General features: G+C 56.8%; 19 protein-coding genes and 1 pseudogene. 10 read left to right on the forward strand and 10 right to left on the reverse strand.

What is annotated here, in order from left to right:
* Positions 1-97: 97 nt before the first annotated feature.
* From AC07P6_RS01310 to AC07P6_RS01335, 6 genes are all read right to left on the reverse strand, one after another.
* Positions 98-1,696 carry a regulator gene (locus AC07P6_RS01310; protein ID WP_110276229.1) on the reverse strand — a complete coding sequence of 533 codons (1,599 nt, stop codon included), beginning with the start codon at positions 1,694-1,696 and terminating at the stop codon, positions 98-100.
* A 16-nt stretch (positions 1,697-1,712) separates the two neighbouring features.
* Positions 1,713-2,108, reverse strand: coding sequence for an allophanate hydrolase-related protein (locus AC07P6_RS01315; protein WP_142513401.1), 396 nt, complete (start codon positions 2,106-2,108; stop codon positions 1,713-1,715).
* Positions 2,109-2,173: 65 nt separating this feature from the next.
* Entirely contained in the window at positions 2,174-3,127 is a 954-nt protein-coding gene (locus tag AC07P6_RS01320; RefSeq protein ID WP_478315487.1) for a carbamate kinase, read from the reverse strand.
* Entirely contained in the window at positions 3,114-4,520 is a 1,407-nt protein-coding gene (locus AC07P6_RS01325; protein WP_478315488.1) for a YlbE family protein, read from the reverse strand. Before AC07P6_RS01325 ends, AC07P6_RS01320 begins: the two co-directional genes overlap by 14 nt.
* Positions 4,521-4,523: 3 nt before the next feature.
* Entirely contained in the window at positions 4,524-6,074 is a 1,551-nt protein-coding gene (gene fdrA / locus AC07P6_RS01330) for an acyl-CoA synthetase FdrA (RefSeq protein ID WP_434661173.1), read from the reverse strand.
* 73 nt (positions 6,075-6,147) lie between these two features.
* Entirely contained in the window at positions 6,148-6,810 is a 663-nt protein-coding gene (locus AC07P6_RS01335) for a cysteine hydrolase family protein (RefSeq protein WP_110276224.1), read from the reverse strand.
* A 242-nt stretch (positions 6,811-7,052) separates the two neighbouring features.
* On the opposite strand from AC07P6_RS01335, the gene AC07P6_RS01340 reads away from it, so the two are divergent.
* Positions 7,053-7,838: an oxamate carbamoyltransferase subunit AllH family protein gene (locus AC07P6_RS01340; RefSeq protein ID WP_478315489.1), complete on the forward strand. Its 786-nt coding sequence runs from the start codon at positions 7,053-7,055 to the stop codon at positions 7,836-7,838.
* Here the strand turns inward: AC07P6_RS01340 and AC07P6_RS01345 are convergent.
* Entirely contained in the window at positions 7,821-8,732 is a 912-nt protein-coding gene (locus AC07P6_RS01345; protein ID WP_478315490.1) for a LysR substrate-binding domain-containing protein, read from the reverse strand. The two genes, AC07P6_RS01340 and AC07P6_RS01345, sit on opposite strands and share 18 nt — an antisense overlap.
* An 808-nt stretch (positions 8,733-9,540) precedes the next feature.
* Here AC07P6_RS01345 and bcsO point away from each other — a divergent pair.
* From bcsO to AC07P6_RS01390, 9 genes and pseudogenes are all read left to right on the forward strand, one after another.
* On the forward strand, positions 9,541-10,098 hold the full coding sequence (gene bcsO, locus AC07P6_RS01350) for a cellulose biosynthesis protein BcsO (protein WP_478315491.1): 558 nt from the start codon (positions 9,541-9,543) through the stop codon (positions 10,096-10,098).
* A 1-nt stretch (position 10,099) separates the two neighbouring features.
* Positions 10,100-10,892 (forward strand): annotated as a pseudogene (gene bcsQ, locus AC07P6_RS01355) (cellulose biosynthesis protein BcsQ).
* Between the two features lie 20 nt (positions 10,893-10,912).
* The gene (gene bcsA / locus AC07P6_RS01360; protein WP_478315492.1) at positions 10,913-13,024 is read left to right on the forward strand and encodes a UDP-forming cellulose synthase catalytic subunit; all 2,112 of its coding nucleotides are present in this window, start codon (positions 10,913-10,915) and stop codon (positions 13,022-13,024) included.
* Positions 13,021-15,429: a cellulose biosynthesis cyclic di-GMP-binding regulatory protein BcsB gene (gene bcsB / locus AC07P6_RS01365; RefSeq protein ID WP_478315493.1), complete on the forward strand. Its 2,409-nt coding sequence runs from the start codon at positions 13,021-13,023 to the stop codon at positions 15,427-15,429. Before bcsA ends, bcsB begins: the two co-directional genes overlap by 4 nt.
* Complete coding sequence (locus tag AC07P6_RS01370; RefSeq protein WP_478315494.1) at positions 15,426-19,478, forward strand: cellulose biosynthesis protein BcsC; 4,053 nt, start codon at positions 15,426-15,428, stop codon at positions 19,476-19,478. The genes bcsB and AC07P6_RS01370 overlap by 4 nt, the downstream gene beginning before the upstream one ends.
* Positions 19,478-19,954 carry a cellulose biosynthesis protein BcsD gene (gene bcsD, locus AC07P6_RS01375; protein WP_304261149.1) on the forward strand — a complete coding sequence of 159 codons (477 nt, stop codon included), beginning with the start codon at positions 19,478-19,480 and terminating at the stop codon, positions 19,952-19,954. The genes AC07P6_RS01370 and bcsD overlap by 1 nt, the downstream gene beginning before the upstream one ends.
* A gap of 11 nt (positions 19,955-19,965) precedes the next feature.
* Positions 19,966-20,964: a family 8 glycosyl hydrolase gene (locus tag AC07P6_RS01380; protein ID WP_434661179.1), complete on the forward strand. Its 999-nt coding sequence runs from the start codon at positions 19,966-19,968 to the stop codon at positions 20,962-20,964.
* Between the two features lie 266 nt (positions 20,965-21,230).
* Positions 21,231-21,338, forward strand: coding sequence for a type I toxin-antitoxin system toxin Ldr family protein (locus tag AC07P6_RS01385; RefSeq protein WP_182235242.1), 108 nt, complete (start codon positions 21,231-21,233; stop codon positions 21,336-21,338).
* A gap of 369 nt (positions 21,339-21,707) precedes the next feature.
* Positions 21,708-21,815, forward strand: a complete 108-nt coding sequence (locus AC07P6_RS01390; protein WP_478315495.1) for a type I toxin-antitoxin system toxin Ldr family protein — start codon at positions 21,708-21,710, stop codon at positions 21,813-21,815.
* Positions 21,816-21,899: 84 nt separating this feature from the next.
* Here the strand turns inward: AC07P6_RS01390 and bcsG are convergent, their stop codons facing one another.
* Genes bcsG through bcsE form a run of 3 tightly spaced genes read right to left on the reverse strand, consistent with a single transcriptional unit; the run spans position 21,900 to position 25,323 of the window.
* Positions 21,900-23,576, reverse strand: a complete 1,677-nt coding sequence (bcsG, locus tag AC07P6_RS01395) for a cellulose biosynthesis protein BcsG (RefSeq protein WP_478315496.1) — start codon at positions 23,574-23,576, stop codon at positions 21,900-21,902.
* Positions 23,573-23,770 carry a cellulose biosynthesis protein BcsF gene (gene bcsF, locus AC07P6_RS01400; RefSeq protein WP_110276212.1) on the reverse strand — a complete coding sequence of 66 codons (198 nt, stop codon included), beginning with the start codon at positions 23,768-23,770 and terminating at the stop codon, positions 23,573-23,575. Before bcsF ends, bcsG begins: the two co-directional genes overlap by 4 nt.
* On the reverse strand, positions 23,767-25,323 hold the full coding sequence (gene bcsE, locus AC07P6_RS01405) for a cellulose biosynthesis protein BcsE (protein WP_304254052.1): 1,557 nt from the start codon (positions 25,321-25,323) through the stop codon (positions 23,767-23,769). Before bcsE ends, bcsF begins: the two co-directional genes overlap by 4 nt.
* Between the last annotated feature and the right edge of the window lie 9 nt (positions 25,324-25,332).

Below are 25,332 nucleotides of genomic sequence, written 5' to 3' on the forward strand. Positions count from 1 at the left end.
GACGCGCCTTGCCCGGGCTACAGGTCCGTGCGTTCTGCGAGTTTAGTAGCCCGGCTAAGGCGTTTACGCCGCAAGCCGGGAAGTTCCTGAGAGCGACTTAATGCACCACTTCATCGCCGTTATCAATCGGCGACCAGTCGACTTTTCCTTCTTCCCTAACCTGTCGCCAGGCCATAAAGGTCAGGAACAATGTTGCGACGCCATAGCCAAACGTCACCGTGGGCGAAGCGTTGAGCGCCATCTGATGACCGTGAATAAAGCCGAAGAACGATAACACCGTAGCCGCCGCGGCATAAAGCGCCGCCCAGTTAAAGCGCCGGTCGATAATGAACGCGGCAATCGCACCCATCATTAACCCCGCCAACACCGCACCGCCCCCGGTGGTTGCCATACCGTGATACAGCACGCCGTTGTTGGCCATCGTATTGACGACGTCCGCCGGGAGATTGACGGTATTCGCGCCGGCTGCCGCCAGTGCGCCATCGACCTGGGTTTTCGCCCATTCGGCGATATTCGGTACCAGCGCCAACACGATCGCTGGAGCGTGGCGTTTCGGCGAAACCTGGAACGCCTGAGCGCCAATGACCAGACCGATAAACAGCAGAATAGGTACGATCGCCACCAGTGGGATGATGGAGAGCAGCAGCGCGGTGAGGCCCAGGAAGCAGACGATTGCCATACAAACACCGGTTGCCAGCGAATAACCAATACGCCCGCCCATCGCTTTCCAGCCCGGATGACCGATATAAACCGCAGGTGGAAACGGCGAACCCAACAATGCGCCGACAATCGCACCCAGCCCGTCAGCCGCCAGTACCGCGCGCAGGTTGTAGCTGTCGCCCCCTACCGCCGCGGATTCGACGTTATTGAGGATTTCGGTAAAGTTGAAAATCCCTAACGGGATCGCCGTCACCAGCAGCGGCCAGACCAGGCTCATCGGGACGTTAAAGACATCAGTAGAAAGCGTGGGTAAATAGAGCGAGAAACGGCCCGCCGCCTCTTTGACTTCCGCCGGATTCATAATGTCGCTAAAGCCAAGCCAGGTCGCGCCCCAGCCCAGCAGGCAGCCCACCAGAACTACCGCCAGCCCACCCGGCAGACCGAACGGCAGCCGCACGTTACCGACCCAGTTGAGCAGGATAATGGCGAAGCAGACAATGCCAATCCAGGCGGTATCAAACATCTGATACGCCGGGCGCATGGCGATAAACGCAATCGCAATCCCCGCCAGCGTCCCGAGCATTGCGGCGCGCGGCGTATATTTACGAATCGCCGGGCCAACCAGCACGCCTGCCAGCACAATAAGGCCGACAATCATCGCCCAGATAAGCCCGAGCTTCCACGCCAGCATCCAGTCTTTATGGATAAGCAGCGTTGGCAGCATGACAACGAACACCACAATGAACATGTGCGGCACACTTGGCCCGTATGGCAGGGCGGTCACCGTGTCGCGACCCTCGCGTTTTGCCATCCGCCAGGCAAGCCAGGCGTAAAACAGATTACCCAGCGGCAGCGCGATACCTAACGCTGGTAGGATGCGGCCATAAACGGTGGTCGCCGGGATTTGCGCGACGTACAGCGCGAGGCCTGACAGGACCAGTACGTTCAGTAATACGTTGGTAAAGAGTCCGAAAAAAGCGTTGAGATCGCCCGTCACCCATAGCCGTGGACGAAATGTGAGTTTTCCTTGCTCCATAATCCTTCTCCTGAAGTTATTCAGTCATGTGGTGACCGGTGTATGCCCGCCAACCGCCGAGGTCGGTGATCTCCGGCTGGCCTTCAACCAGCCAGGATTCCGCCAGAACGCCCAACACTTCACTACCGTCGTCCAGTAACACTTTGCCGATACAGAGTCCGGCAGGTTCTTTTTGCAGAATATTCCCCAGTCCGGCAGGAGGAACCGCCCAGATTTCCAGCGCGATGTTTGCGCCGTTATCCGGTGAACGAATCATTCCGGGATGATCGTCGTTGATGCTCCAACAGCGGTAGCAGGGGGCCGTTTTATCCTCACGAACGAATTCGGCATTAACTGCCAGCATGTTGGGGTTTAGCTTCAGGCCACGCATTAGCGTGCCGTTAACTGCAAGCAGGATTTTGCTATCTGACATCGTTTTTATCCTTATTTATACCCGAATATGGGGCCGCCATTCGCTGTGCGCATGGCGGCGTAAAATTAACCGGTAAACCGGGTTCCACCGTTACCGTCAATAGCGCGAACGATGGTTTCCGGATTGGTAATCAGCCCAACCCCCGCAGGATTACATCGCAGGAAGGTCAGCATGGCTTCGACTTTGGGCGCCATGCTGCCTGCTCCGAACTGACCGCTTTGCAGCATGGCCTGCGCTTCAGCTAACGTTAAAGTGTCGAGCCAGCGCTGCTCCGGTGTACCAAAGTTGATGGCGACTTGCTCAACGCCGGTCGGAATCAGCAGCATGTCCGCCTGCAATTCGCAGGCCAGCAGCGCCGATGCGCGGTCTTTATCAATGACCGCCTGGGCGGCAATAAGCTTGCCAGACGTATCGCGCCAGACAGGAATACCGCCGCCGCCGCAGGCAATGACTAAGACATTTTGTTCAAGCAGGGCGCGAATAACCGGCGTTTCGATGACTTCTTTTGGTGCCGGTGATGCCACGACGCGTCGCCAGCCGCGGCCCGAATCTTCTGCGATATCCCAGCCCTGAGCCGCCGCCAGCGTCTCCGCCGTTTCCTGAGTCATATAGTCGCCGATAGGCTTATCAGGATGGCTGAAGGCGGTATCGTTTGGGTCTATTAACGTTTGCGTCACCAGCGCGACGGTGCGGATGCTATCAAGACCGCGTGCGGTCAACGCGTTATTCAGCGCGTTCTGGAACATAAAACCAATTGCGCCCTGGGTATCGCCGACCGCGTACTCCAGCGGCACCGCAGGAACGGCGTCTTTGGCGATTTCGCTACGGCGCAGGATAAAACCCACCTGCGGGCCATTACCGTGCGTCAACACCACGCGCCAGCCTGCGGCAATCAGATCAACCACATTTTCAGCGGTGGCTTTCACCGCGTCGTACTGCTGTTCCAGCGCATTTTCTCCGGGGTTGCGGATCAATGCATTACCGCCGACGGCGACGACGGCGACTTTAGTTTTTTTCATGGTCAGCTCCTTCTGCCAGCGCGCGAAGCGCGGCGGTAAAGCAGGCCAGCGGCGCGGTGGTGATCCCGGCACCGATCTGCCCTACGCCCGCGCGTTTATGCGCAATCCCGGTGTTGATGACCGGCAGAATATTGCGATCAACCACGTAGCGGGCATCGATACCGCAGCCGCTACCGGCAAAGTTCAGCGCGGGCAGCGTGAACGCCGGATGGGTGGCGAGGGTGATTTCCTGCATCGTCAGGCTATGACGGACGGCATCGGCTGGCGTGCCGCCGACGAATTTAACGATGGCCGGGGAGGCTGCCATGGCAAATCCGCCGATCCCGGCGGTCTCGGTAATTGCTGAGTCGCCTAAATCGGCTGCCGCATCGTCGATACCGTAGCCCGGGAAGAACAGGCCATCGACGGGGTTGGCCGGAGCCTGGAACCAACGGTCACCGGTACCGGAGAGGCGAATGCCGAAGTTAACGCCGTTGCGCGCCATTACCGTAACCAGCGAGCTGTGCGGGACATCACAGGCGGCATCCAGCATCGATTTACAGGCAGCCATCGAAAGATTAAGGAAGAAATGGTCGTTGGCGGCGATAAACTCCAGCGCTTCCGGGCCGTGTTGAATACGCGCCAGGAGCGGCGCCAGGCGTTTAAAGAATAGCCCGCTCGCTGCCGCGTTGCGGTTATGACACTCATCGCCCATATGCAGCGCCTGGGCAATCAGCGGCTTGAGCTCGATTTCGCCGCTGAGCGCCAGCGCCTGCTTCAATGCGGGAGCCAGCACGTTCCCCATCCAGGTCAGGCGGCTCAGCACATCCTCGTTATTGGCCCCGAAACGCAGAACTTTGCCGAGTCCCTCGTTGAAGTTACAAAACGCGCGATTGCCGTGAGTGCGGTTTTCTACAATCCACACCGGCATGGAAGGACTGATAATCCCTGCCATCGGCCCGGTAGCGTGGTGATGATGGCACGGTTCGAGATCGACCAGTCCCGTCGCCGCCATTTGCATTGCTTCTTCCGTGCTGCTGGCCCAGCCTTCAAAAACAATCGCGCCAGCAATCGCGCCCTGCATCGGGCCGCACATATCGCTCCAGGCGATCGGTGGCCCGGCATGAAGAATTTTGCGTACGCCGTTCAGGCCGGAGATTGCCTCGCGGGCCCTGGCGACATCGACCAGTATCGGCTGGGCATCCAGATAGCGCTGTAGCGCCTGTTCGTTAGCGGCTTTTATACGCTCGTCGGCCAGCAGGGTCGCCAGCGTCCAGCCCGCCTGTTCATCACCCTGCGCCACGGGTTGCCATTGCAGATGAAGCACTTCGCCACCGGCTTCGCGCAGATTATCAGCAAAACTTTCCAGTCCGAGATTGATAACCGAAAGCGGTTGTTGAAATAAGGTCGTCATAGTTTATTTCCGTTGTTGCGCGATAAATGCCGCCAGGCGAGCGGCCTCGATATTGCTGTCAGCCACCAGGACGCCAGCGCTTTGCAGCAGCGTTATCTGCTGCGCTCTGTCCTGTGGATCGGTATCCGTGCCGCAGACGTGAGCAAGCAAGACAATATGGCGCTGTTCAGCGGCTTCAATGCGCTGAATTTCTTCGATAATGGGTAGCAGGGCGCTGCACGGCTCGATGCTGGCGCCATAGCCCAGCACGATGTCGAACAGCAGGACGGCGGTGCGCGGGTCCAGCGCTTCCGACAGCAGGCGCGCGTTACGCAGCTCCGGGTCAATCATCGGATGCGGGCGTCCTTGGGTGAATTCATCATCGCCCATATCTACCAGGCTGTGGCCGTGACCATGATGTTTATCCTGCAGCGCCCGTGCGCCCGTTACCGGGGCATTGGATTCACAGGATAGTCCCGCCGCCTGGAGCGCGAGCTGGGCTTCGTAGCAGAAAGTCCCGCCCGCGAAAACGCCGCGAATGTCGGTTTGCTCCGCGGTCATTTCGCGAATCGATTGCACCGCTTGCTGCCGTAAAGCTTCAGGTAAGGAATGGCTGGCGGCGGCCGTTTCTCCCCGCAGCGTGGCGACCGCGATATCCGCGGCGTGCTGCAGACTGTGGGCTGGGATGATGCCATTCGTCAGCAGCGTCGCATCGCTTGTCCCGAGGAAATGGGCTACAACCGGTTTGCCACACTGACGGGCGGATTCCAGCACTTTTTCCATGATGGCGGGTGACGGGGGTTTGGAGATCAGCGCAATGAGCTGCGTTTCGGGATCGTCCGCCAGCATGGCGATCCCTTGCAGCATGCTCAGACCACCAATCTCTTCATGCAGATCGCGACCGCCGGTGCCGATGGCTTGTGAAACACCTTCACCGAGGTGGTGAATGCGGCAGCTCACTTCCTGTAAGCCGGTGCCGGAAGCGGCAACCAGACCAATTGCTCCGCGGCGGACTACGTTGGCAAATCCCAGCGGCATCCCGTTAATGATGGCGGTACCGCAGTCCGGCCCCATCACCAGCAGGTCACGCTCGCGGGCATACTGCTTAATCGCCGCTTCCTGACATTCCGGGACGTTATCGCTGAAGAGCATCACGTGCAGCCCGGCGCTCAGGGCTTTAAGCGCTTCGGCGGCGGCGTAGCTGCCGGGAACTGAAATCAGCGCCAGATTGGCCTGCGCGGACGCCCCCACACCTGCGGCGATGCTGGTGGCCGGGCGTCGGGTTGTACCTTCGGTGTTTTCCGTTGTGGCTGGAGGGCTCAGTAACTCACCCGCCAGCGCCAGCGCCTGTTTTGCCGTTTCGTCATCTGCCAGCAGGGCAATAAGCAGGTCGTTAGGTCGGGCCTCAAGCGTAATGGGCATTCCCGCATCGCGCATGCGTTCGATATTGGCCGCCGTCGCCATGGCGACAGAAGCTTGCTCAACGCCCTCTAAGGCATTGAGTTTTGCGGAAACCTGCATCAGTGAAACGGAGTCTTTATACAGGTTAGGGAAGCATTGGTAATGCAGAGTCATTTCCTGTCCTCGGGCAATAAGAGGCCACCGCCACAGATGTGGCGGAATGGGGTTATTACCAGTTGTCGAAAAATTAGTTTTGCAGCGCGCCGATAATACTGGCTGAATCGCTGACCCAGCCGACGATGGCGCCCTGGGCTTTCATCATGTCGAGCGCGGCGCGGTGGAATTCTGGAAAGTAAGAGGCGCAGCAGTCTTCCGGGATGACCAGCTCGTAGCCTCTGTCGTTGGCTTCTCTGGCCGTGGTTTGCACGCACACTTCCGTGGTCACGCCGCAGATGATCAGCGATTTAATGCCGCGAGTTTGCAGAATCAGCCCCAGGTCGGTGGCGTAAAATGCTCCCTTGCCGGGTTTATCGATAATCGGTTCACCGGGGAGTGGCGCGAGCTCCGGGATGATGTCGTGCCCTTGTTCGCCGCGAATTAAAATGCGCCCCATCGGGCCGGATTCGCCGATAAATGTTTTCCCGCCGCGTGTTTTTTTCGCCGGGGGACAGTCCGCCATATCCACGCGATGGCCTTCGCGGGTGTGAATAATAAATAACCCTGAGGCTCGGGCTTGTTCCAGTAGTTGACGGCATGGCGCGATAGTCCGGCGCAGATGCGAGACGTCATTACCCAGCACCTCGCCAAAACCGGCGGGTTCGACAAAGTCGCGCTGCATATCGATGATGACCAGCGCAGTGCTGGCAGGATCAAACGTGAAATCAAAAGGTTGAGCTTGAATAGTACGCATAAACGATCCCTTGTTAGCTATGACTACACTAGCAGTGTATGGACAGAACGCGATGGCTGCGCAGAAAGGTTTTCTGCTTATCCCTCAAAAAATATGAGGGATAAATCCATATCGGCAAGGCAAAATGGCTGGGGTCCTGATGCCGTGGGGATTACGGCGAACAGGGGATATCAGCCGGTCGGTCAAGGGGGCGAAAATGGATGTGCAAAAGTGTGACCCCCCTCGGGAAATAAGGTTAACGTATGGCTTTGAATGCACTAAAACATTGCGCCAGGCTGACTTCTGGACAAGCGGGGCGCGTGCACTCGGTCTTCACCCACGCCTGTAATCTGCTCATGCCGAATGGCGAACTCTGGGTTGTGCAAACCCGCGAAATGCCGCTGGCCCCCAACGGTATCATTGTCGACGTTGACGATTTGCGACTCCGTTTTATCGCCGGGATGAACGTGGCCTGTTTACCCCGCGGGGGCGATGTGTCGATGCTCGGTTCGAGTCCCGTCTCCACGCAGCTTATTTCTGCCGGGAACGCTGCGAATTTGCGGTGTTTTGCTAGTGCATTATCCGTTTTCCTCGCAGGACAACCGCGCATTGGCATTCGACTGGCCTTGCAAAAAGAGCCTGCGCTGGCTGATGTCTATCAACGCTTTATCCGCTGGTTGGCTAACGGCGAAGGCGATGTGGTTCCGCTGCTGCGTTTTCTGATTGGGCGCGGGGAGGGGCTAACGCCCTCTGGCGATGATTTCCTGGTGGGCGTATTGCTGGTTATGGAGAACTGGCAACATCCCCGGCTGGCCTCGCTGCGCCGGGCCATTCCCCCACTGTTGTCAGCGACCACGGATATCAGCCGGGAAATGCTGGGACATGCGTGTCAGGGGCGCTATAGCCAGCATTTGTTAGCGCTGATGGCGACGCCTGAGGTCAATTTTCCTGCGGTTGCCAGGTATGGTCATACGTCTGGTCTGGATATGCTGGCCGGAATGGCGGCGGCGGTCAGCGTTTTATCAACCCGATCAGCTGAGATCGGTTAAAAATCCTTCGATGACATCCGCCCGCTGCAACTGCGTCAGCCACCAGTGGCAGCAAGGGCGGGGCGGCTCGTTTTGCCAGGCCAGAAAAAGCGGCGTCGGCGGTTTACTGACGTCCACCGGCACGCTAACGAGTCTGCCGTCGTCAATGTAGCGCTGGCAAAAATGGCGGGGAAGAAAGCCAATGCCCAGACCGTGGAGATGCATCGTAATTTTGCTGTGGTAATCGGGAGCGAGCAGCGCTTTTTGACCGCGCAGTTGCCAGGCAACCTGTGGCTCGAGCTGCACGGAGGTATCCTGGATACAGATTGCCGGGTAGCGGCGCAGATCTTCTGCCTGTAGCGGGCGGTGAACCGCCGCCAGCGGATGGTCGGGCGCAATGGCGAACAGCCACTCAACGGCGGGCATTTCTGCACAAAGGACTTCACCGTGGCGTACCACCTGGTTAGGCGCGCCGATAGCGATGTCCGCACGCTTTTCCAGCAGCGCGTCCCAGACGCCATCATGCACATCAATACTCAACTGAATTTCCGTTTGCGGGAAGTGGTGTTCACTTTGTTTCAGCAGCGCGTAAAGAGGTTGCAGGCTGATAATGTTATTGAGCGAGAGGCTTAAGCTCGTCTCTGTACCGCTGGCAATGCGACGAGTGGTGTGCTGCAACTCTCCCAGCTCGCTCAGGATCAACTGCCCTTTTTTGATAAAGTAACGGCCCGCTTCCGTCAGGATTAGCTGTTTGCCCTGGCGCTCAAACAGTTTGGCGCCCAGCTCGTTTTCCAGCTTATGTACCGTATAGCTGAGAGCCGTGGGCACCTTGTGCAGCTCTTCGGCGGCAGCGCTAAAGTTGCCACAGCGCGCGATGGTGACGATGACGTTCAATGCCTGGACGCTTATCAACATACCCTCTTCCTACCGATATACCCGTCATCCTTCAAGCTGCCTCTTTGTTGGCTGCACTCAGAAACCCCAGTCACATAGTTATCTATGCTCCTGGGGATTTCTTCCCTTGCCGCCTCGATGCATCTCGAATGATTTTGTGTATAGACTGAAAAACCCCTTCACAATCGGGAACATAAAACGAACATTTATCGAATATAGAGGATCTTAAATCACTATGTCTATCAACTAAGCTAACTCTATGAATATATTTTATTTTACGCTGTTGAAGCCTTCAGGTGGTCTAAAAGAGGGTCAGCAATGATTTCTGATGCTGTTCTTTGTTGTTCGGTCAACTCATTATATTCCTGGTTTTCAGATAACATCCTGAGCTATTTATTTTAAGTCTGAGCTTTATTTATTATTTTCATTAATTCAGTTAAGTGATTTCTAAATGGATTAAAAAATATTAAAATGTATTCTCGTTAGTATTCTACAGGCGTGCATTACGCCAGGTTTTAAAATTTAAACAGTATAAAAAACTACTCTATGTGAATGACCCGGCGTGTTACGTGGGTTTTGACGGCGCTGCCGCCCAAAAAATGGGGCTATCATTTTGAAAAGAAACTGATAGGGTAGCCGCACTACCACTATGGAATTATACCAACCTGGCTTATTCAAAATTATTAAAGCTGTACTAAAGTAACCGTGTTGTGACAGGCATAACGCTGGTCAAATGTTCAAAAAACAACAAATTAAACTATGCTTTAGCGGCGTAGAATGACAATTAAAACAGATTAAATATGATGTATTTAAAATCATGAGGTTATCTATGAACCATTATGATGATTTGCAGCGCTTCAAGGAAAAGACGCGGACACACAGTCTAAAATTCAAGGACCTCTCATCAGAAGCTGCCGCCAGTGAAAAAGGGGATTGGGTTATTCTCAATCAACTTATTCCCGTAGCGGAAGAATCCTCTATCGCTATGGGCGGATCGGTTTCATTACCCGTGCCACAGCTGGTACCTGTTGATATGTTCCGCAGGGTCGAGGCCGCACCTCCGACACCACCGGTTGCTCCGGCGGTGATACTTGAACCTGTAGCGGTACAACCCATTGCCGCGACTGAAAAAACCGTACCGGTCGCCGTGGAGTTCATTGTGCCGGAAAACGTCGTGCCGCCGATCCCTGCTCCTCGGGTTGAGATTCCCCAACCCGCACCTGCCAGCGTCCCCGCACCTGCAATCAAACCTCGTCAGGCTATCGTGCCGACGGCGGAAAGCTACGCCCATCTCTTCGCGACGAAAACCGTGGAGCCGGAACCGATAGCGAAAGATAAAGACCAGCCCCTGAAATCACTCTTAGAAAGGATTGCGACATGCCGCTGATCTGCGTGTGTTCCCCGAAAGGCGGCGTAGGAAAAACGACCCTCGCGGCAAACCTGGCCTGGGCGCTGGCCCGCGCGGGCAGTAAAGTTCTGGCTCTCGATTTTGATGTGCAGAACGCCCTGCGCCTGCATTTTGGCGTGCCTCTTAGCGATGAGCGCGGCTTTGTCGCGAAAGCGCTGGAGCTGCATGACTGGAGCCAGTGCGTGCTCAGCGCCGGTAGCAATATTTTCGTCCTGCCCTATGGCGACGTGAGTGAAGCGCAGCGCCAGGCTTTTGATGAGCGCCTGGCCCATGACGAGCATTTTTTAACCCGCGGCCTGGCGGCATTACTCAATTACCCGGGGCTGATTACTATCGCCGACCTGCCGCCGGGACCCTCACCCGCGCTGACGGCGCTGACGGCGCTTGCCGACCTGCATCTGGTGCCGTTGCTGGCGGATACCGCCTCGATGTCGACCCTGTCGCAGGTCGAAAAGCAGCGTTTAACCGGGGGGGCGCTCAACCATAAGCACGGACACTATTTTGTGATTAACCAGAGCGATAATCGCCGTCAGGTGAGTCGCGATGTCACCGCGTTGATGGAAGAAAAACTGGGTGACCGCCTGCTGGGCGTCATTCATCGTGATGAAAGCGTGGTAGAGGCGAATGCTTCTCAGAAGTCGATTCTTGACTTTAGTTCATCCTCCGCAGCCGCCTTTGATATTGAAATCATTGCCAAAAAAATCTCTGCGCAGTTGGGTATCAACATTGGCGACGGCACGGTACACAGCCAGCCTCGCATGTCAGGGCATTAATTTAATTGCAGGGCCGCTGAATGAAAAAATCTCTTTTCTGGTTGCTGGTACTGGTGCTCTCGCCTATTGCCGTGCTGGTGGTGATCACGCCGATGGACAGCCAAAAGCAGTATATTTTTGGCTTGCTGAGCATCGGTATTCTCTTCGTCATGGGTTTTAGTAAAAACCGCAGCGTTTCGGTCATTATGGTCGTGACATCGCTGCTAATGTCGACCCGTTATATGTATTTCCGCCTGACGCAGACCTTGCATTTTAACTCCACAATCGAGGCGATTCTGGGGATGGGGCTGTTCCTGGCGGAAGTCTATATCTGGGTGATGCTGCTGCTGAACTACCTGCAAACGGTCTGGCCGCTGAAGCGCGAAATCGTCCCGCTGCCGGATGACATGAGCACCTGGCCGACGGTGGATATCTATATTCCGAGCTATAACGAACCGCTTGATGTGGTGCGTGATACCGTGCTGGCCGCGCAGTGCATTGATTATCCAAAAGATAAATTAAAAATCTATTTACTGGATGATGGTAAGCGCAACGAATTTGCGGTATTCGCCGCCGACGTCGGGGTGGGGTATATCACCCGTAACGATAACAAACACGCTAAGGCGGGTAATCTCAACCACGCGATGACCCTGACCAACGGCGAGCTGATCTGCGTCTTTGACTGTGACCACGTGGCGACCCGCGTCTTCTTACAGGCGACGGTCGGCGGGTTCCTCAATGATCCGATGCTGGCGCTGGTGCAGACCCCGCACTACTTCTATTCGCCGGACCCGTTCGAGCGCAACCTCTCCGTGGGCCGCAATATCCCTAACGAAGGGATGCTGTTCTATGGCCCAATCCAGCAGGGTAACGATAACTGGAACGCGACCTTCTTCTGCGGCTCCTGCGCCGTGATTCGTCGCGCCGCGCTGGAGCAGATTGGCGGCTTTGCGGTAGAAACCGTCACCGAAGACGCCCATACCGCGCTGAAGTTCCAGCGTCTGGGCTGGAAATCGGCGTTCCTTGATATTCCACTGGCGGCCGGTTTAGCCACTGAACGTCTGGTGGTGCACGTGATTCAGCGTACCCGCTGGGCGCGCGGGATGACGCAAATTTTCCGTCTCGATAACCCGTTACTGGGGCGTGGGCTGACGTTCCAGCAGCGTCTGTGCTACCTCAGCGCCATGCTTTACTATCAGTTTGCCCTGCCGCGCGTGGTGTTTGTCACCGCGCCGCTGGCTTACCTGCTGTTTAACCTGAATATTATCTACTCCTCGGCGAGCCTGATTGTCTCCTACGCGTTGCCGCATCTGTTCCTGGCGATCTACGTGGGATCGCGGATGAACGGCCGCTATCGCTACAGTTTCTGGGGCGAAATTTACGATATCGTGTTGGCATTCCACCTGGTGCTGCCGACGCTGGTGACGATGATTTTCCCCAAACGCGGAAAATTCAACGTGACCGATAAGGGCGGCCTGCTGGACGTTGGCTACTTCGACTTTACCGTCGTCAGGCCGCATCTGGTCGTTGCCTGCCTGCTGGGCCTGGGCGTGGTGGTCGGCATCGTCCGTGCTGTCGGCCACGACTATTTTGGTTCAGATCCTAACGTTATTGCGCTCAACGTTGGCTGGGGAATTTACAGCCTGATCTTCCTGCTGGCCGCCATTGCCGTGGCGCGCGAAACCCGACAGGTGCGCAAAACGATTCGTATCGATGTCGATATTCCGGTGCTTATTCACTACGCCAGCGGTATTGTCTCGCGTAGCCACACCGCCGACCTGTCGATGGGCGGCTGCCGCATTAGCGCGCCGGATAAGCGTCACCAGCAGGATGAGATTGAAGAGATTGAGCTGATTCTCCAGTCAGGCGCTATCTCGATTCCCGTCCGCCAGGTGACCGCTGACGATAGCTTTATTCGTCTGCAATTCGATGAAAACGTTCCGCTTTCACGCCGTCGCGAACTGGTGCGCGTGGTGCTGGCCCGCGCTGATGCGTGGATTAATCCGCCGCGCCCGCAGGACAACCCGTTCCGCTCTTTCGTCACCATTTTGCGTTGTGTGTTTGAACTGTTCTGGCTGACGTGGAAAACACGCCGCAGCCAGCGTCGCCAGCCGCCTGCTGAGAAGCCCGCGCAGGAGGATGGTCACTTATGAAACGTTTAACGACGCTTGCGCTGCTGGTTGGAATGTTCTCCGCACCCGGGCTACATAGTGAAGAAACACCTGCGGACTCGTTGCCGCAGCTCAATTTCCCGCTGCTTAACGCGGGGGTCGACAGCGCGCCGGTTGCTGAACCCGCGCCTGTGAATGAATCGGATTCGGCGGCCACAACGGAAAGCACCGCAGAGCCGGCTTCACTGCCCGCGATGCCGCCTCCGGTAACCCCCAGCGTACCTGATACGGTGCCATTAACCCCGATTGTGGGCGGGGACCTGAACCTGGTGCGGATGGGAATGCCGGACGGCATCATCCTCAGCGGCGGACAAAGCCAGGGCGGCGCTGATTTTACGCTGCCTTCCGATCAGGTGGTGACGCATGCCCAGCTGATGCTCGAGATTAAAGTCTCGCCGGAGATGGCCACCCGTAACGCTACGCTGCAATTAATGCTCAACGGTCAGCCGCTCGGTACCTTGCCGCTGGGAGCTGACGGGGAAGATATCTCACACTACCAGCTGGATATTCCGGCTGCGCTGATGGTATCGAGCAATAACCTGAGCTTTAAGATTAATGACGGCGACGCCATGCAGTGTCGGCTCGATATTCACGACACGTCGCGAGTGACGATTTTGCCCACCTCGCATTTTAGTTGGGAGAGTCAGCAGCTCAATATCAGCAATGATTTAAGCCACTTCCCGCGTCCGTTCTTCGACAGCATGCAGATGACCCCGGCGGATATTGCTATTGCTTACCCGGAAAAACCGACGGCGGACGTCTTCAGCGCAGCGGCGCTGGTGTCGTCATGGCTGGGTATTCAGGCTGATTATCGCGGTATTGCATTCGACGCACTGCGCGATCGCCTGCCGGAGAAGCACGGCATTATTATTGGTCATCCCGGCGAGCAGGTTGGCGGACTGACGCTGCCGCAAACCGATAAACCGTTGTTGCAGATCGTTGAGAACCCCGGTAACCCGGCCTATAAGCTGCTGCTGATCGTCGGCCAAAATGACGCCGCGCTGCGGATGGCGGCCTGGCGGCTGACTCGCGGCGATTTTGCCCCGCAGACCCCCAGCTTGAATGTGGATCCGCAGGCTATTCCGGTCGGCAAACCGTATGATGCGCCGCGCTGGATCCCAACCGATCGTCCGGTAAAAATCAGTGAATTGATCCGCCAGGATCAAAGCATGACCGTCAGCGGCGTGTGGCACGAGCCGCTGCGCGTGGCCTTCCGCGCCGCGCCGGACCTCTATCTGTGGGATGGCGAAACCATTCCTTTGCAGATTGGCTATCGTTTCCCGTCGGAAAACTGGATCAATGAGGATAAATCGCTGCTGAGCGTGACGCTCAACAACACCTTCCTTAACAACTTGCCGATGAACAAGCAGGGGCCGCTGGAGAAACTCTGGCGTCATCTGGGCGGCGATGCGCGTCAGGAGCGTTTTACCATCCCGTTAGCGCCGTATCTGATTTACGGTGATAACCAGCTTTCGCTCTATTTCAATCTGGTGCCGAAGGATAACGCGCCCTGTGCGGTGCTGATGAATAGCAATATTAAGAGCCGAATCACTGATGATTCATGGATTGATTTGAGCAGTACGCGACACTTTTCGCTGCTGCCCAATCTCTCCTATTTTGTCGGTGCCTCATTCCCGTTCTCACGGTTGGCGGACTACTCGCAAACCACTCTGCTGCTCCCGGAGAGGCCTTCGGAAACCCAGGTGGCGACAATGCTGAATCTGGCCGCCCGTTCGGGTAATTCGACCGGTAAAGCGCTGGCCAATAACCGCGTGGTGCTGGGTATTCCTGAAGGTGGTGCGAATTCGTCGTTGCTGCGCGATCGTGACGTACTGGCGGTGAGCTCACTGGACCAGAAAGCGTTTAACCAGCGTCTGCTGGCCGATTCCCCCTATAACCCGGTTGATAATCTGCTGAGCGTGCGCGAACCGGCATTGTGGCCAAAAATCCAGCGCAAGCTGAGCGGCGATTGGGCTTCAGATGGTGTGGATGCTGACCGCTACTTCTCTTCCAGCAGCGCCTGGCGCGGGTTCATCAGCTACCGCTCGCCGTGGAACCCGAAGCGGGTGGTGGTGGTGGCGATGGCCAGCAACGACGATCAGCTATCGAAGCTGGAAGACGACCTTAATTCACCGCGTATTAACGCCGGTATTCGCGGCGATACGGCAGTGATCACCAGCGATAACGGCGTGCGCAGCTTCCAGGTCAGCACGCCGTTCCCCAGCGGTCAGATGCCGTGGTACATGATGGCGGTGTGGTATGCCAACCAACACTCCGGGCTGCTGGCGGTGCTGGGGCTGATTGTTACGTCGATTCTGGGTCTGGCGCTGACCGCGATGTTTAAACGTCATGCCCGTAAGCGCCTGGGTTCGGGGGATAGCCAATGAAAAGAGTTAGCAAAATGAATAACAAGGCGGCCCGTCAATTTTCAACGCTGTGCCTGTCCGGCGCGCTGACGCTTGGCGCATTTGGCGAAGCGCAGGCGGCAGGCAACGATGCGGCGCTACAGGCGCTCTTCGCACAAGCCAACTACTGGCATGAAAAATCCCACGACGAGCTGGCGATGGAATCGCTGCAAAAAGTATTGTCGGTCGATGCCAACAACACTCAGGCGCTGTACCTGATGGCGCTGTGGGCGCAGCAGGGGGGAAATCTTCAGGCGGCGGCCCAGTGGCGAGCGCGGCTGGAGAAAGCGGCACCCAATAGCCCCGGATTGCAGGATTTAGACAGCGCTAAAAAAATGGCGCAGGTGCCGCAGGGGCAGCTCAATCTGGCCAGGCAGCAGGCGCGGAGCGGCAATGTTCCCGCCGCGCTGGCGACCTGGCGGAGCATGTTCAACGGCAACACGCCACCGTCGGGACTGGCGGCGGAATACTACATGACGATGGCCAGCGATAAGTCGCTCTATCCGCAGGCGCTGAGCGAACTGCGTCAGTACGTTGCACAGCATCCGCAGGAAAACGGGCCGCGCGTGGCGTTGGGCAAGGTGCTGACCTGGCGCGAAGACTCCCGCCGGGAAGGGATCTCCATGTTGGAGCCGATGGCCAGCGGCAGCAAAGAAGCCGATAGCGGTCTGCGTCAGGCGCTGCTGTGGATGGGGCCGCAGGCGGGTGATGAGCCGTTCTATGATACCTGGATGCAGCGCCACCCGCAGGATACTGAAGTACAAAACTATTTTCGCGAACGGCGCAGCGGTCAGGCGCGCGGGCAGGGCTATTCTGACCTCAACAGCGGCAATACCGCTGCGGCGAAGCAGCAGTTTGAACAGGTTCTGCAAACCAACCCGCAGGATGCAGACGCGCTGGCAGGGATGGGCTATATCGCCCAGCGCAGTGGTGATTTTCAGGCGGCTTCTCAGTATCTGAGCCGGGCGGCGGACCTCGGCGGCGATGCTTCGCAGACTCGACGTCAGCAGGCGACGGATGCGCTGTTTTACGGCCAGCTCGCCCAGGCGCAACAGGCTTACAAGCAGGGCAATATCAGCCAGGCGCTGGCGCTCTCCGCACCGCTCGCGCAGCAGGGTGGTACGCAAGGAACGGCGGCGAAGCTGTTTCGTGCTGACGTTTTGCGCCACAACAAAGACCTGCCGCAGGCCGAGCAAACGCTGCGTGCGTTGCTCAACGATCAGCCGCAAAACGGCCCGGCGCGGGAGAATCTCTACTACGTTCTGCGCGATCAGAATAAAACCGCAGAAGCGCAGACGGTGCTGCGCACGCTGCCGGAAAGCCTGCAGCAAAAACTACAGCCGAGAGTGGTCACCGGGATGCCGGGGGATTCGCTGCGCCGGCAGGCACAGGCACAGGCCAGCAGCGGCAACGTGGCGGGCGCAATCGCCACGTTGCGTCAGGGTGTCTCCCGCTATCCGGATGATGCGTGGATGCGTCTCGACCTGGCCCGGTTGCTGCAAAAATCGGGTAACGACGGTGAGGCAAACTCGATTATGGCCGCCGCTTATCGCCCCGGCGCCAGCAGTAATTCGCTGTACGCCGCAGCCCTTTTTGCCAGCGAGAATGGCGGCTGGCAGCAGGCACAAACGCTGCTGGCAAGAATTCCTCCCGCTAGCCAGACCAGCCAGATGCGCGATCTGCATCAGCGGGTGAACTACAACCTGCAGCTGGCAACGGCGCAAAGCTATCTGGCGCAGGGTAACACCGTTGCGGCCTCCAATACGCTTAGGGCGATGGCCGCAACGCCGCCAAAAGCCCCGGCGGATGTCGGCAAACTGGCGCGCCTGCTGGCTCAAAGCGGCGATGTCACCACCGCGGTATCGTTGGTGCGCAACAATATTAACGGTGGTATCTCGGGCAATGCCGGGGATTACGCCGACCAGGTCACGGTACTTAACCAGGCGGGCCTGACCAATGAAGCGCAGAGGCTGCTAACCAACCCGCAACTGCAGGCGAGCAGTACGCCGACGCAGCTGGCCAGCATTCGCAACGGTTACGTGATTAACGAAGCGGATCATCTGCGCGAGCAGGGCAACTACGCGGCGGCGTATGACAAGCTGATGGGCGCGATGCAAAGCGACCCGCAAAATACCGACCTGATGTTCGCTATGGCGCGTCTCTATCAGAGCGGCAAAATGAACAAAGAGGCCGGGGTGGTCTATGACTATCTGATGACCCGCGATACGCCGACCCAGGATGCGCGCAGCGGAGCGATTGATGTCGCGCTGTCGGCGGGTGACAACGATCGGGCCGAACAACTGGCGGGCGGACTGCGTCCGGATAACTCGCCTGACCGTTTGCTGCTGCTGGCGCGCGTCGCTGAATCGCAGGGGCATCACCAGCAGGCGATGACCTACCTGCGCAGCGCGCGCGGCAGGTTGTTGGGGCAACAGAGTAGCAATAGCGCGCAAACGCCCACCGTGGGCGGCGTGCTGGCGGCGGATAACCCGTTTATCGGCGTTTCTCGCACCCCCACGACAACGCGCAGCGCTTCCACCTACGGGCAATATATGCCATGGCAGGTTTCCCAGGTCTCGACGGGGGATGGCAGGACGCTGCCGGGGATCCAGCGTCCTGACCTGCCGGTTGAAACCGCGCAGACCCGCATGCTGCGCCAGGTGGATACCATGATGGAGACATTGCAGGAAAAAACCGGCACCTGGCTGCAGGGCGGCATGGAAGTTCGCGGCCGCGATGGCGAATCCGGCACCAGCAAGCTCACTGAAATGAAAACGCCGCTAACCTGGTCCTCCTCACCGTTTGGTGATTCGCGTTTCGACTTTACCGTCACGCCGATTACGCTGAATGCCGGTACGGCAACCGGCGACGCCTGGCGGCGCTACGGTGCAAACCCGCTTTCTAATGCGGTTTCGAATATGGTTTCTACCGCCACCAGCGAACAGGCGGCGATTGCGGCGATGACCGATACCGAGCGCACGACTTACTTTGCCAGCAATCCGGGGGCGGAGGCCTTAAGCGATCTGGGTACGCTGAATGCCTCAGATTTTAACGCCACAACCAGCAGCGGCATGGAGAATCTGGCGAAACTGGGGACCTATGACTCCGGGCAGGTTGCCAGCTATCTGTCTTCTTCAAACCTGAAACCTAACGTTGATCAGGCCAGCGGCTCGACGGATTCGCAGAAGGCGAACGGCGTGGAACTGGCGCTGGCGCTGAGCGGCGATCAATACCGCGTCGATATCGGCAGTACCCCGCTGGGTCAGGATCTTAATACTGTCGTGGGCGGCGTGAAGTGGTCGCCGAAGTTGACCAATTATCTGTCGCTAATTTTCACCGGCGAGCGTCGTTCACTGACCGATAGCCTGCTCTCTTACGTCGGCCTGAAGGATTCCTACTCTGGCAAAACCTGGGGTCAGGTGACCAAAAATGGCGGCACCCTGCAACTGAGCTATGACGATGGCGATGCGGGTTTTTACGTCGGCGGCGGAGGCTATAGCTACCTTGGTCAAAACGTCGCCAGCAACACCAGTATTAACGCTAACGCCGGGGTTTACCTGCGGCCTTATCACGATGAGTATCGTCAGTTGCAAACCGGGTTGAGTATGAGCTACATGGATTACTCGAAAAACCTGAGCTACTTCACCTATGGGCAAGGGGGCTACTTCAGTCCGCAGAACTACGTTAGCGTGTCGCTGCCGGTCAGCCTGACGGAAAAATATGATAACTGGACGATGAAGCTTGGCGGCTCGGTGGGCTACCAATCTTACAGCCAGGATAAGAGCGCTTATTTCCCGACTAACTCCGAATGGCAGCAGACGCTTGAGACCGCGGTGACCAATGGTTTTGCCAAAGAAGCCTACTATTCAGCGACGTCGAAGAGCGGGATCGGCTACACCCTACGCGCCGGAGCGGATTACAAAGTCAACAAACAGATGTCGCTCGGCGGCCAGATTGGCTATGACACCTTCGGCGATTATAACGAAAGCACCGCCGGCCTCTATATCCGCTACATGCTGGGAGACAACTGATCATGACGGAGAATAATAATGCGCTGGTGACGGCCTGGTTTCAGCAGCAGCAAACGCCTGCCGGATGGTTCGATCTGCTGCTGATTATGGTTGATGGCATGCTTAACAACGCTGGAGAACTGGAGAGCCAGCCCTTCCTGCGTCAGATGGGGGAGGCGTTGGCTGATGAGCATCCGTTGCCGGAATCGGAGACGGTCGGGCAACTGGAGGCCAATATCAATGCTCAACTGAGCCGTTTCCAGTGGGGGATTGTCACCGTTGACGTCAGCGACGATGGTCTGCGATTGCGCCATCAGGCGCTGCCGGTGAGCCGCGATGAAGCGCGTCGCGTCCGCTGGTGTAATGCATTTTGTGCCATACTCGAGGGGCTTTATTCCCGCTGGCTACAGGGGCAGGGCGGTGGTGCGCACGTTGTATTACAGCGCGAGCGGCTGTTTTCGGTCTCTGACGTTCAGTTTCTTTACTTCCATCCATAACGGGTGAATTTATGTCCTTGCGTGCTTTAGCTGCGGTCGTGGTGACGACGGTAATGATGCTTCCCCACGCGTGGGCCGATACGGCGTGGGAAAACTACAAATCGCGTTTTATGATGCCTGATGGGCGCATTGTTGATACTGGCAACGGCAATGTGTCGCACACTGAAGGGCAGGGTTTTGCTATGCTGCTGGCGGTAGCGAATAACGATCGCCCGGCGTTTGACGCGCTATGGCAATGGACCGATAAAACGCTACGTAACAAAGACAATGGGTTGTTTTACTGGCGCTATAATCCGGTGGCACCCAACCCGGTGGCGGATAAAAACAACGCCACCGATGGCGATACGATGATTGCCTGGGCGCTGCTGCGCGCGCAGCAGCAATGGCATGAAAGATCCTACGGCACGGCCTCTGATGCTATAACCGCTTCGCTACTCAAACATACGGTGGTCACCTTCGCCGGGCGTCAGGTGATGCTTCCTGGCGCGAAGGGATTTTATCTCAACGACCATCTCAATATTAATCCATCCTACTTTATCTTTCCGGCCTGGCAGGCCTTCGCCGCGCGTACGCATTTGACCGCCTGGCGAAAGCTGCAAACCGATGGCCAGGCGCTGCTGGGGAAAATGGCGTGGGGGAAATCGCAGCTTCCCAGCGACTGGGTCGCCTTAAGAGCTGACGGCAAGATGGAACCGGCAAAAGAGTGGCCGACGCGCATGAGCTACGATGCGATTCGCATCCCGCTGTATGTCTACTGGAATGACCCGCAAAGCAGCCTGCTGACGCCGTGGAAAACCTGGTTCCGGAGCTATCCGCGTCTGCAAACGCCGGCGTGGATCAACGTCAATACCAATGAAGTCGCGCCGTGGTTTATGACCGGCGGGCTGCTGGCGGTGCGCGATTTAACGCTTGGTGAAGAACAGGCCGAAACCCAGATTAGCGCTCAGGATGATTACTACTCCGCCAGCCTTAAGCTGCTGGTGTGGCTGGCTAATAAAGACCGCCAATAAACTGTGGAATGCGCCTCGCACGATGCGTAATAGTGAGGTGCGGGTACCAGGGCAGGGCAGTAGAATCGTCGGCAAGCCGGGGTTACCCGGTGAGGCGCAATGTTGCGGGGGCTTGAACCCCGGCGGCATAGATTGACTGGTTGCTGGAAAGAGAAAACCCCCGCACGTTGTTTGGTATAAACCTGGCAACGTTTCGGGGGCTACTCTCAACTCCAGACAAGTTGAGGATAGCCGCGAACGGTTGCCATTGCAACAAAGGCGGCTGTATGACGCTCGCTCAGTTAGGCCTGGTGCTCTGGGACGATCTGGCGGCTCCGGTGCTTGCTGGTATTCTTGTCAGCATCATCGTGGGCTGGATGGATAACCGGAAGTAACCGGCCTGTGGGTATCCGTCTGCCTTAATGGCAGCATGCGCCCGGACGGGGCCGCAGGGGTAAACTCTGCGGCCTTTTTCGTTTATTGCAGCAACCCAAAACGATACTGGAACGCGCCTCGCACGGTGCGTAATAGTGAGGTGCGGGTATCAGGGCAGGGTCGTAGAATCGTCGGCAAGCCGGGGTTACCCGGTGAGGCGCAATGTTGCGGGGGCTTGAACCCCGGCGGCATCAATAGATGGGTTGCTGGAAAGAGAAAACCCCCGCACGTTGTTTGGTAAAAACCTGGCAACGTATCGGGGGCTAACCTCGCATCTAGACAATTCGAGGATAGCCGCGAACGGTTGCCATTGCAACAAAGGCGGCTGTATGACGCTCGCTCAGTTAGGCCAGGTGCTCTGGGACGATCTGGCGGCTCCGGTGCTTGCTGGTATTCTTGTCAGCATCATCGTGGGCTGGATGGATAACCGGAAGTAACCGGCCTGTGGGTATCAGTCTGCCTTAATGGCAGCATGCGCCCGGACGGGGCCGCAGGGGGAAAAGCCTGCGGCCTTTTTCGCATTATTGCGGGTAAGGCACCCAACTGCCGCCGTTCAACTGAACGTAGGGCTTGCCCTGATACTGAATCACGATAGCGTTGGAGTTTTCCGAGACCGCTGCGCTCTGCGGCAGATTAGCAATATACTGCTGCCAGTTGATGTCGTTTTCGCCAAACATCTTGCCATCCAGCGCGCGAACCACTAGCTCCGAAACAGCCAGATAGCTACTTGGCTGATCTATTGTGATCGGCGCATCGGGATGCCGCGCCTTGATGCCGAAAAACTTCACCGCCGCCGGGACGTTGGTAATTGAGGGGCTTGGAATATCGCGCAGGCCTGAAACCTGCATTTTGTCGCCTTTCAATGCCGCGCCGTGTTCCGGCACGACGATGACCATCACCTTACGGCCCGATTTATCCAGCTCAGTGAAGAAACTGTCCAGTTCGTCGAAGAACTTCTGCGCACGGGCTTTATAGTCCGCAGTTTTGCTCTGGCCCGGGTAGTGGTTGCCATCGTGCAGCGGCAGCGTGTTGTAGAAGGTCGCAGTGCGCGGCGTGTTCAGTTTATCGAGCGTCTGTAGCCAGCGGTTCAGCGTTGCCTGGTCGTCATAAACTGGCGAACCGTCAAAGCCTTGCAAAATCACCGGCAGACCGGCTTGATCCATCAGCGGGCTCTGAATGCCGCCCAGAGAGCGCAGCTCTTTCAGGAAGTCTCCAAAGATACCGTTATGCCCAAGCATCAACTGCTGGGTAAAGCCCAGCTTCGCCAGGTTTTCAAACAGGTAGCATTCATTACCTGACGGCTGATACAGGTTAGCGTGAGAGAGTTGACCACAGCTGGCGCGCAGCAGGCGAGCCGCCGCCGGGCCGCTGTACGAGGTGGCTGAGTTAAAGTTTTTGAACAGCAGGTCGAAATGCTTCCACAGCGGGTGATCCATTAACCCGGCGGCTTCAATATCTGACCATGAGAGCGAGCAGATGTTGATAATTAAGACATCAAATGGCTGGGCATCGGCCGGTAGCGCATCAGGGAAAGGCGTTTTACGTTTCTGCTCGGAGGCATAAAAGGTATTAAGCCAGTTGGTGAGATTAGCCGACGTTGGTGGCTCCGTTTGCGACGGAATATCGTTATTCGCCGGGGCGGTATTGGTGGCGATAGCGGTACCGCCGCCGGTATTGGTTGCGGTATTTGCCGTCGCTGCCGTAGGTTGACCTGCTGGCCATAGGGTAAAAGAGGGCAGCAGCGGGCCAACAACCAGCCAGACCATGATCGCCGAGACAAAAACCGTCACCCGCAGCCATTGACTGATAAACAGCCACAAGACCAGCAGGACAAAGAACGCGCCGACCATATTCCAGTTGATAAAGCGGGTCACCAGATCCCAGATGTAGTCGGCGCTAAAGCCAGCAATCTGCGAACCTTGACTGAAGATGCTTTCCAGTCCGGGTAGCCAGGTATCATGCCAGAACAGCATAAAGCCCAGCGGGATCGCTATCCAGTGGCGCAGGCGGTGCAGCTTATACTGCGGAATTGGCACCAATAAGAAGGCGAGAAACACCAGGTTCAGCATCGGGTGAAAATTAAGGTATCCCGCCCACAGCAAAGCAAACTTCACCAGGAAGTAGAAGTTCCAGCCGGATAAGCCGCGCCAGTACCGCCAGAGCGGAAGCGATGCAGCGGTTGTTTTTGGATTGGTCATTTTGTTGATTTGCCTTGCCTGGATGCCGTTTCCCGGCGCAACACGCCAGCCGGTTTGACATAACGGGGTTTAAAGAACATCAGTCGTAACGTGGTACGAATACGCCGCTGGTAGTGGCGCGTCAGGTATCCCAGCGGGAAAAACAGCAGGGCGCACAGGACGACCAGCTGAATAATATCGGCAATAGACATCATAGATTTAGCTCCCCATCGATGGATAAACGATGTGGCTCAGGGTTTCGACGCCAGCTTCGTCCATCATGGGTCGCGTTGATGGTCTCATTCTTGCCCAGAGAAATAGGCAGGGGCGTGTTCCAGTTCTCCGGCATGATGCCGCGCATCAACATAATTTCAGCGGATATCTGCTTATCTTCAAACCAAATCATTCGGTTAGAGAAAATATCGCCGGTAGGCAAAGGGAAAATATGGTTTAACGCGGTATCGAGATCGTTTACACGGCAAAACGACAGAAACAGCACCAGACGATTGTTACCAATAGTCATGATGTCGCCCATGCGGTTGGGTTTACACAGCGTCAGCGCCTGCTCGACGCGCAGGCCCGGTGCTGGACGTAGCGCCACCATTACGCCTTTGCTATCGGCGGGCAGCATAGTGTTAGCCATAATATTGTGCACCGCTTCGCAGAAGGCATCCCACTTCTGGTAGCCGCGCAGTTTTAGCGGTTGACTCCAGGTGAGCAGGGTGGAGAAATCTTCGGGAATATGGCGGGTAAACTTCTGTTTCTGTACGCTTTCAATTAGCGTCAGGCAGCGCGAGAGCGGTGCGCCGCTGGGGATAACCATATTTGCGCCGCTGCTTAGCAAAAGTCGCTCATCGGTGGCGCGCAGGCTTGGGGTCTGCTCGCGAACGATCACTTTTAACGCGCTGCCGCGCTGGCGGCGCAGCGTGTGGATATAGCGTCCCAACTGCTCGATCTGCTCGTTTTGGGTAATGGAGAAGATAAGTGTTGCCGCCTGCGCCATTCGTCCGGCATTGAAAACAGCGTCGTTGGTATCGAATAGTGTCCAGTATTCGGAAAGTGCGGGCGCCCCTTCCAGTACGCGCAGGTTACTGAGGACGACTTTCTCGTCGCTGCGTGGCTGAACGACGGTTTCTTCATCCTGCGCCAGTCGCCAGCCATTCTCATCGTGCAAAACAGTGAGTTGCTGCTGGGCGCTTATTCCTTTTTCGCTTCCCCACCAGGCAATATCAAACAAGTGGCTGTCACCCTGGTAACGAATGCTTGCCAGACCGGCAAGAGAACGATACTCGCGTAATAAAGGGGAAAGCTGTTTATCGATATCATGCCCAGAATTAAGTACTAATAGGGAACAATGATGGTATTTAGCCCAGCGATACGTTTTTTCTACCCACTTGCATAATTCTTCGCTTTTCATATTCTGCCAGGCATTTTCTGCACATAGCAGAATAAACAAATAATTGCCAGGTTCGAGGGAGCAAACTAAATCGCGGTGCATCTCTTCCAGCCCTTTAATGTCGTTGGGCATGGTGAACAAGGCAATTTTTTCTGGCCCGCAATCGTTTTCTAACGAAATGATTTTATTTGGGTTATCTCCCATTACTATTGCTGCGAGCTGGCTCTCTTTACTTTGGGCGGCTAGCGTATGGTTGAGCAGGCTTACCGCATCAGGATAGCGGTCAACGTTAAGCCACCATACCCCACCAACAGGCATATGGCAGACTTCGTCCCATAATGATGAAATACCCAAAGAATATACGATATCCACGGCGTCCCT

It is taken from the genome of Klebsiella sp. GFKo11 (genome assembly GCF_056490265.1).

Excerpts from the sequence above, each read along its gene's own strand:
- AC07P6_RS01310 (WP_110276229.1), bottom strand. The coding sequence starts at position 1,696 with ATGGAGCAAGGAAAACTCACATTTCGTCCACGGCTATGGGTGACGGGC.
- AC07P6_RS01315 (WP_142513401.1), bottom strand. The coding sequence starts at position 2,108 with ATGTCAGATAGCAAAATCCTGCTTGCAGTTAACGGCACGCTAATGCGT.
- AC07P6_RS01320 (WP_478315487.1), bottom strand. The coding sequence starts at position 3,127 with ATGAAAAAAACTAAAGTCGCCGTCGTCGCCGTCGGCGGTAATGCATTG.
- AC07P6_RS01325 (WP_478315488.1), bottom strand. The coding sequence starts at position 4,520 with ATGACGACCTTATTTCAACAACCGCTTTCGGTTATCAATCTCGGACTG.
- fdrA (WP_434661173.1), bottom strand. The coding sequence starts at position 6,074 with ATGACTCTGCATTACCAATGCTTCCCTAACCTGTATAAAGACTCCGTT.
- AC07P6_RS01335 (WP_110276224.1), bottom strand. The coding sequence starts at position 6,810 with ATGCGTACTATTCAAGCTCAACCTTTTGATTTCACGTTTGATCCTGCC.
- AC07P6_RS01340 (WP_478315489.1), top strand. The coding sequence starts at position 7,053 with ATGGCTTTGAATGCACTAAAACATTGCGCCAGGCTGACTTCTGGACAA.
- AC07P6_RS01345 (WP_478315490.1), bottom strand. The coding sequence starts at position 8,732 with ATGTTGATAAGCGTCCAGGCATTGAACGTCATCGTCACCATCGCGCGC.
- bcsO (WP_478315491.1), top strand. The coding sequence starts at position 9,541 with ATGAACCATTATGATGATTTGCAGCGCTTCAAGGAAAAGACGCGGACA.
- bcsA (WP_478315492.1), top strand. The coding sequence starts at position 10,913 with ATGAAAAAATCTCTTTTCTGGTTGCTGGTACTGGTGCTCTCGCCTATT.
- bcsB (WP_478315493.1), top strand. The coding sequence starts at position 13,021 with ATGAAACGTTTAACGACGCTTGCGCTGCTGGTTGGAATGTTCTCCGCA.
- AC07P6_RS01370 (WP_478315494.1), top strand. The coding sequence starts at position 15,426 with ATGAAAAGAGTTAGCAAAATGAATAACAAGGCGGCCCGTCAATTTTCA.
- AC07P6_RS01380 (WP_434661179.1), top strand. The coding sequence starts at position 19,966 with ATGTCCTTGCGTGCTTTAGCTGCGGTCGTGGTGACGACGGTAATGATG.
- AC07P6_RS01385 (WP_182235242.1), top strand. The coding sequence starts at position 21,231 with ATGACGCTCGCTCAGTTAGGCCTGGTGCTCTGGGACGATCTGGCGGCT.
- AC07P6_RS01390 (WP_478315495.1), top strand. The coding sequence starts at position 21,708 with ATGACGCTCGCTCAGTTAGGCCAGGTGCTCTGGGACGATCTGGCGGCT.
- bcsG (WP_478315496.1), bottom strand. The coding sequence starts at position 23,576 with ATGACCAATCCAAAAACAACCGCTGCATCGCTTCCGCTCTGGCGGTAC.
- bcsF (WP_110276212.1), bottom strand. The coding sequence starts at position 23,770 with ATGATGTCTATTGCCGATATTATTCAGCTGGTCGTCCTGTGCGCCCTG.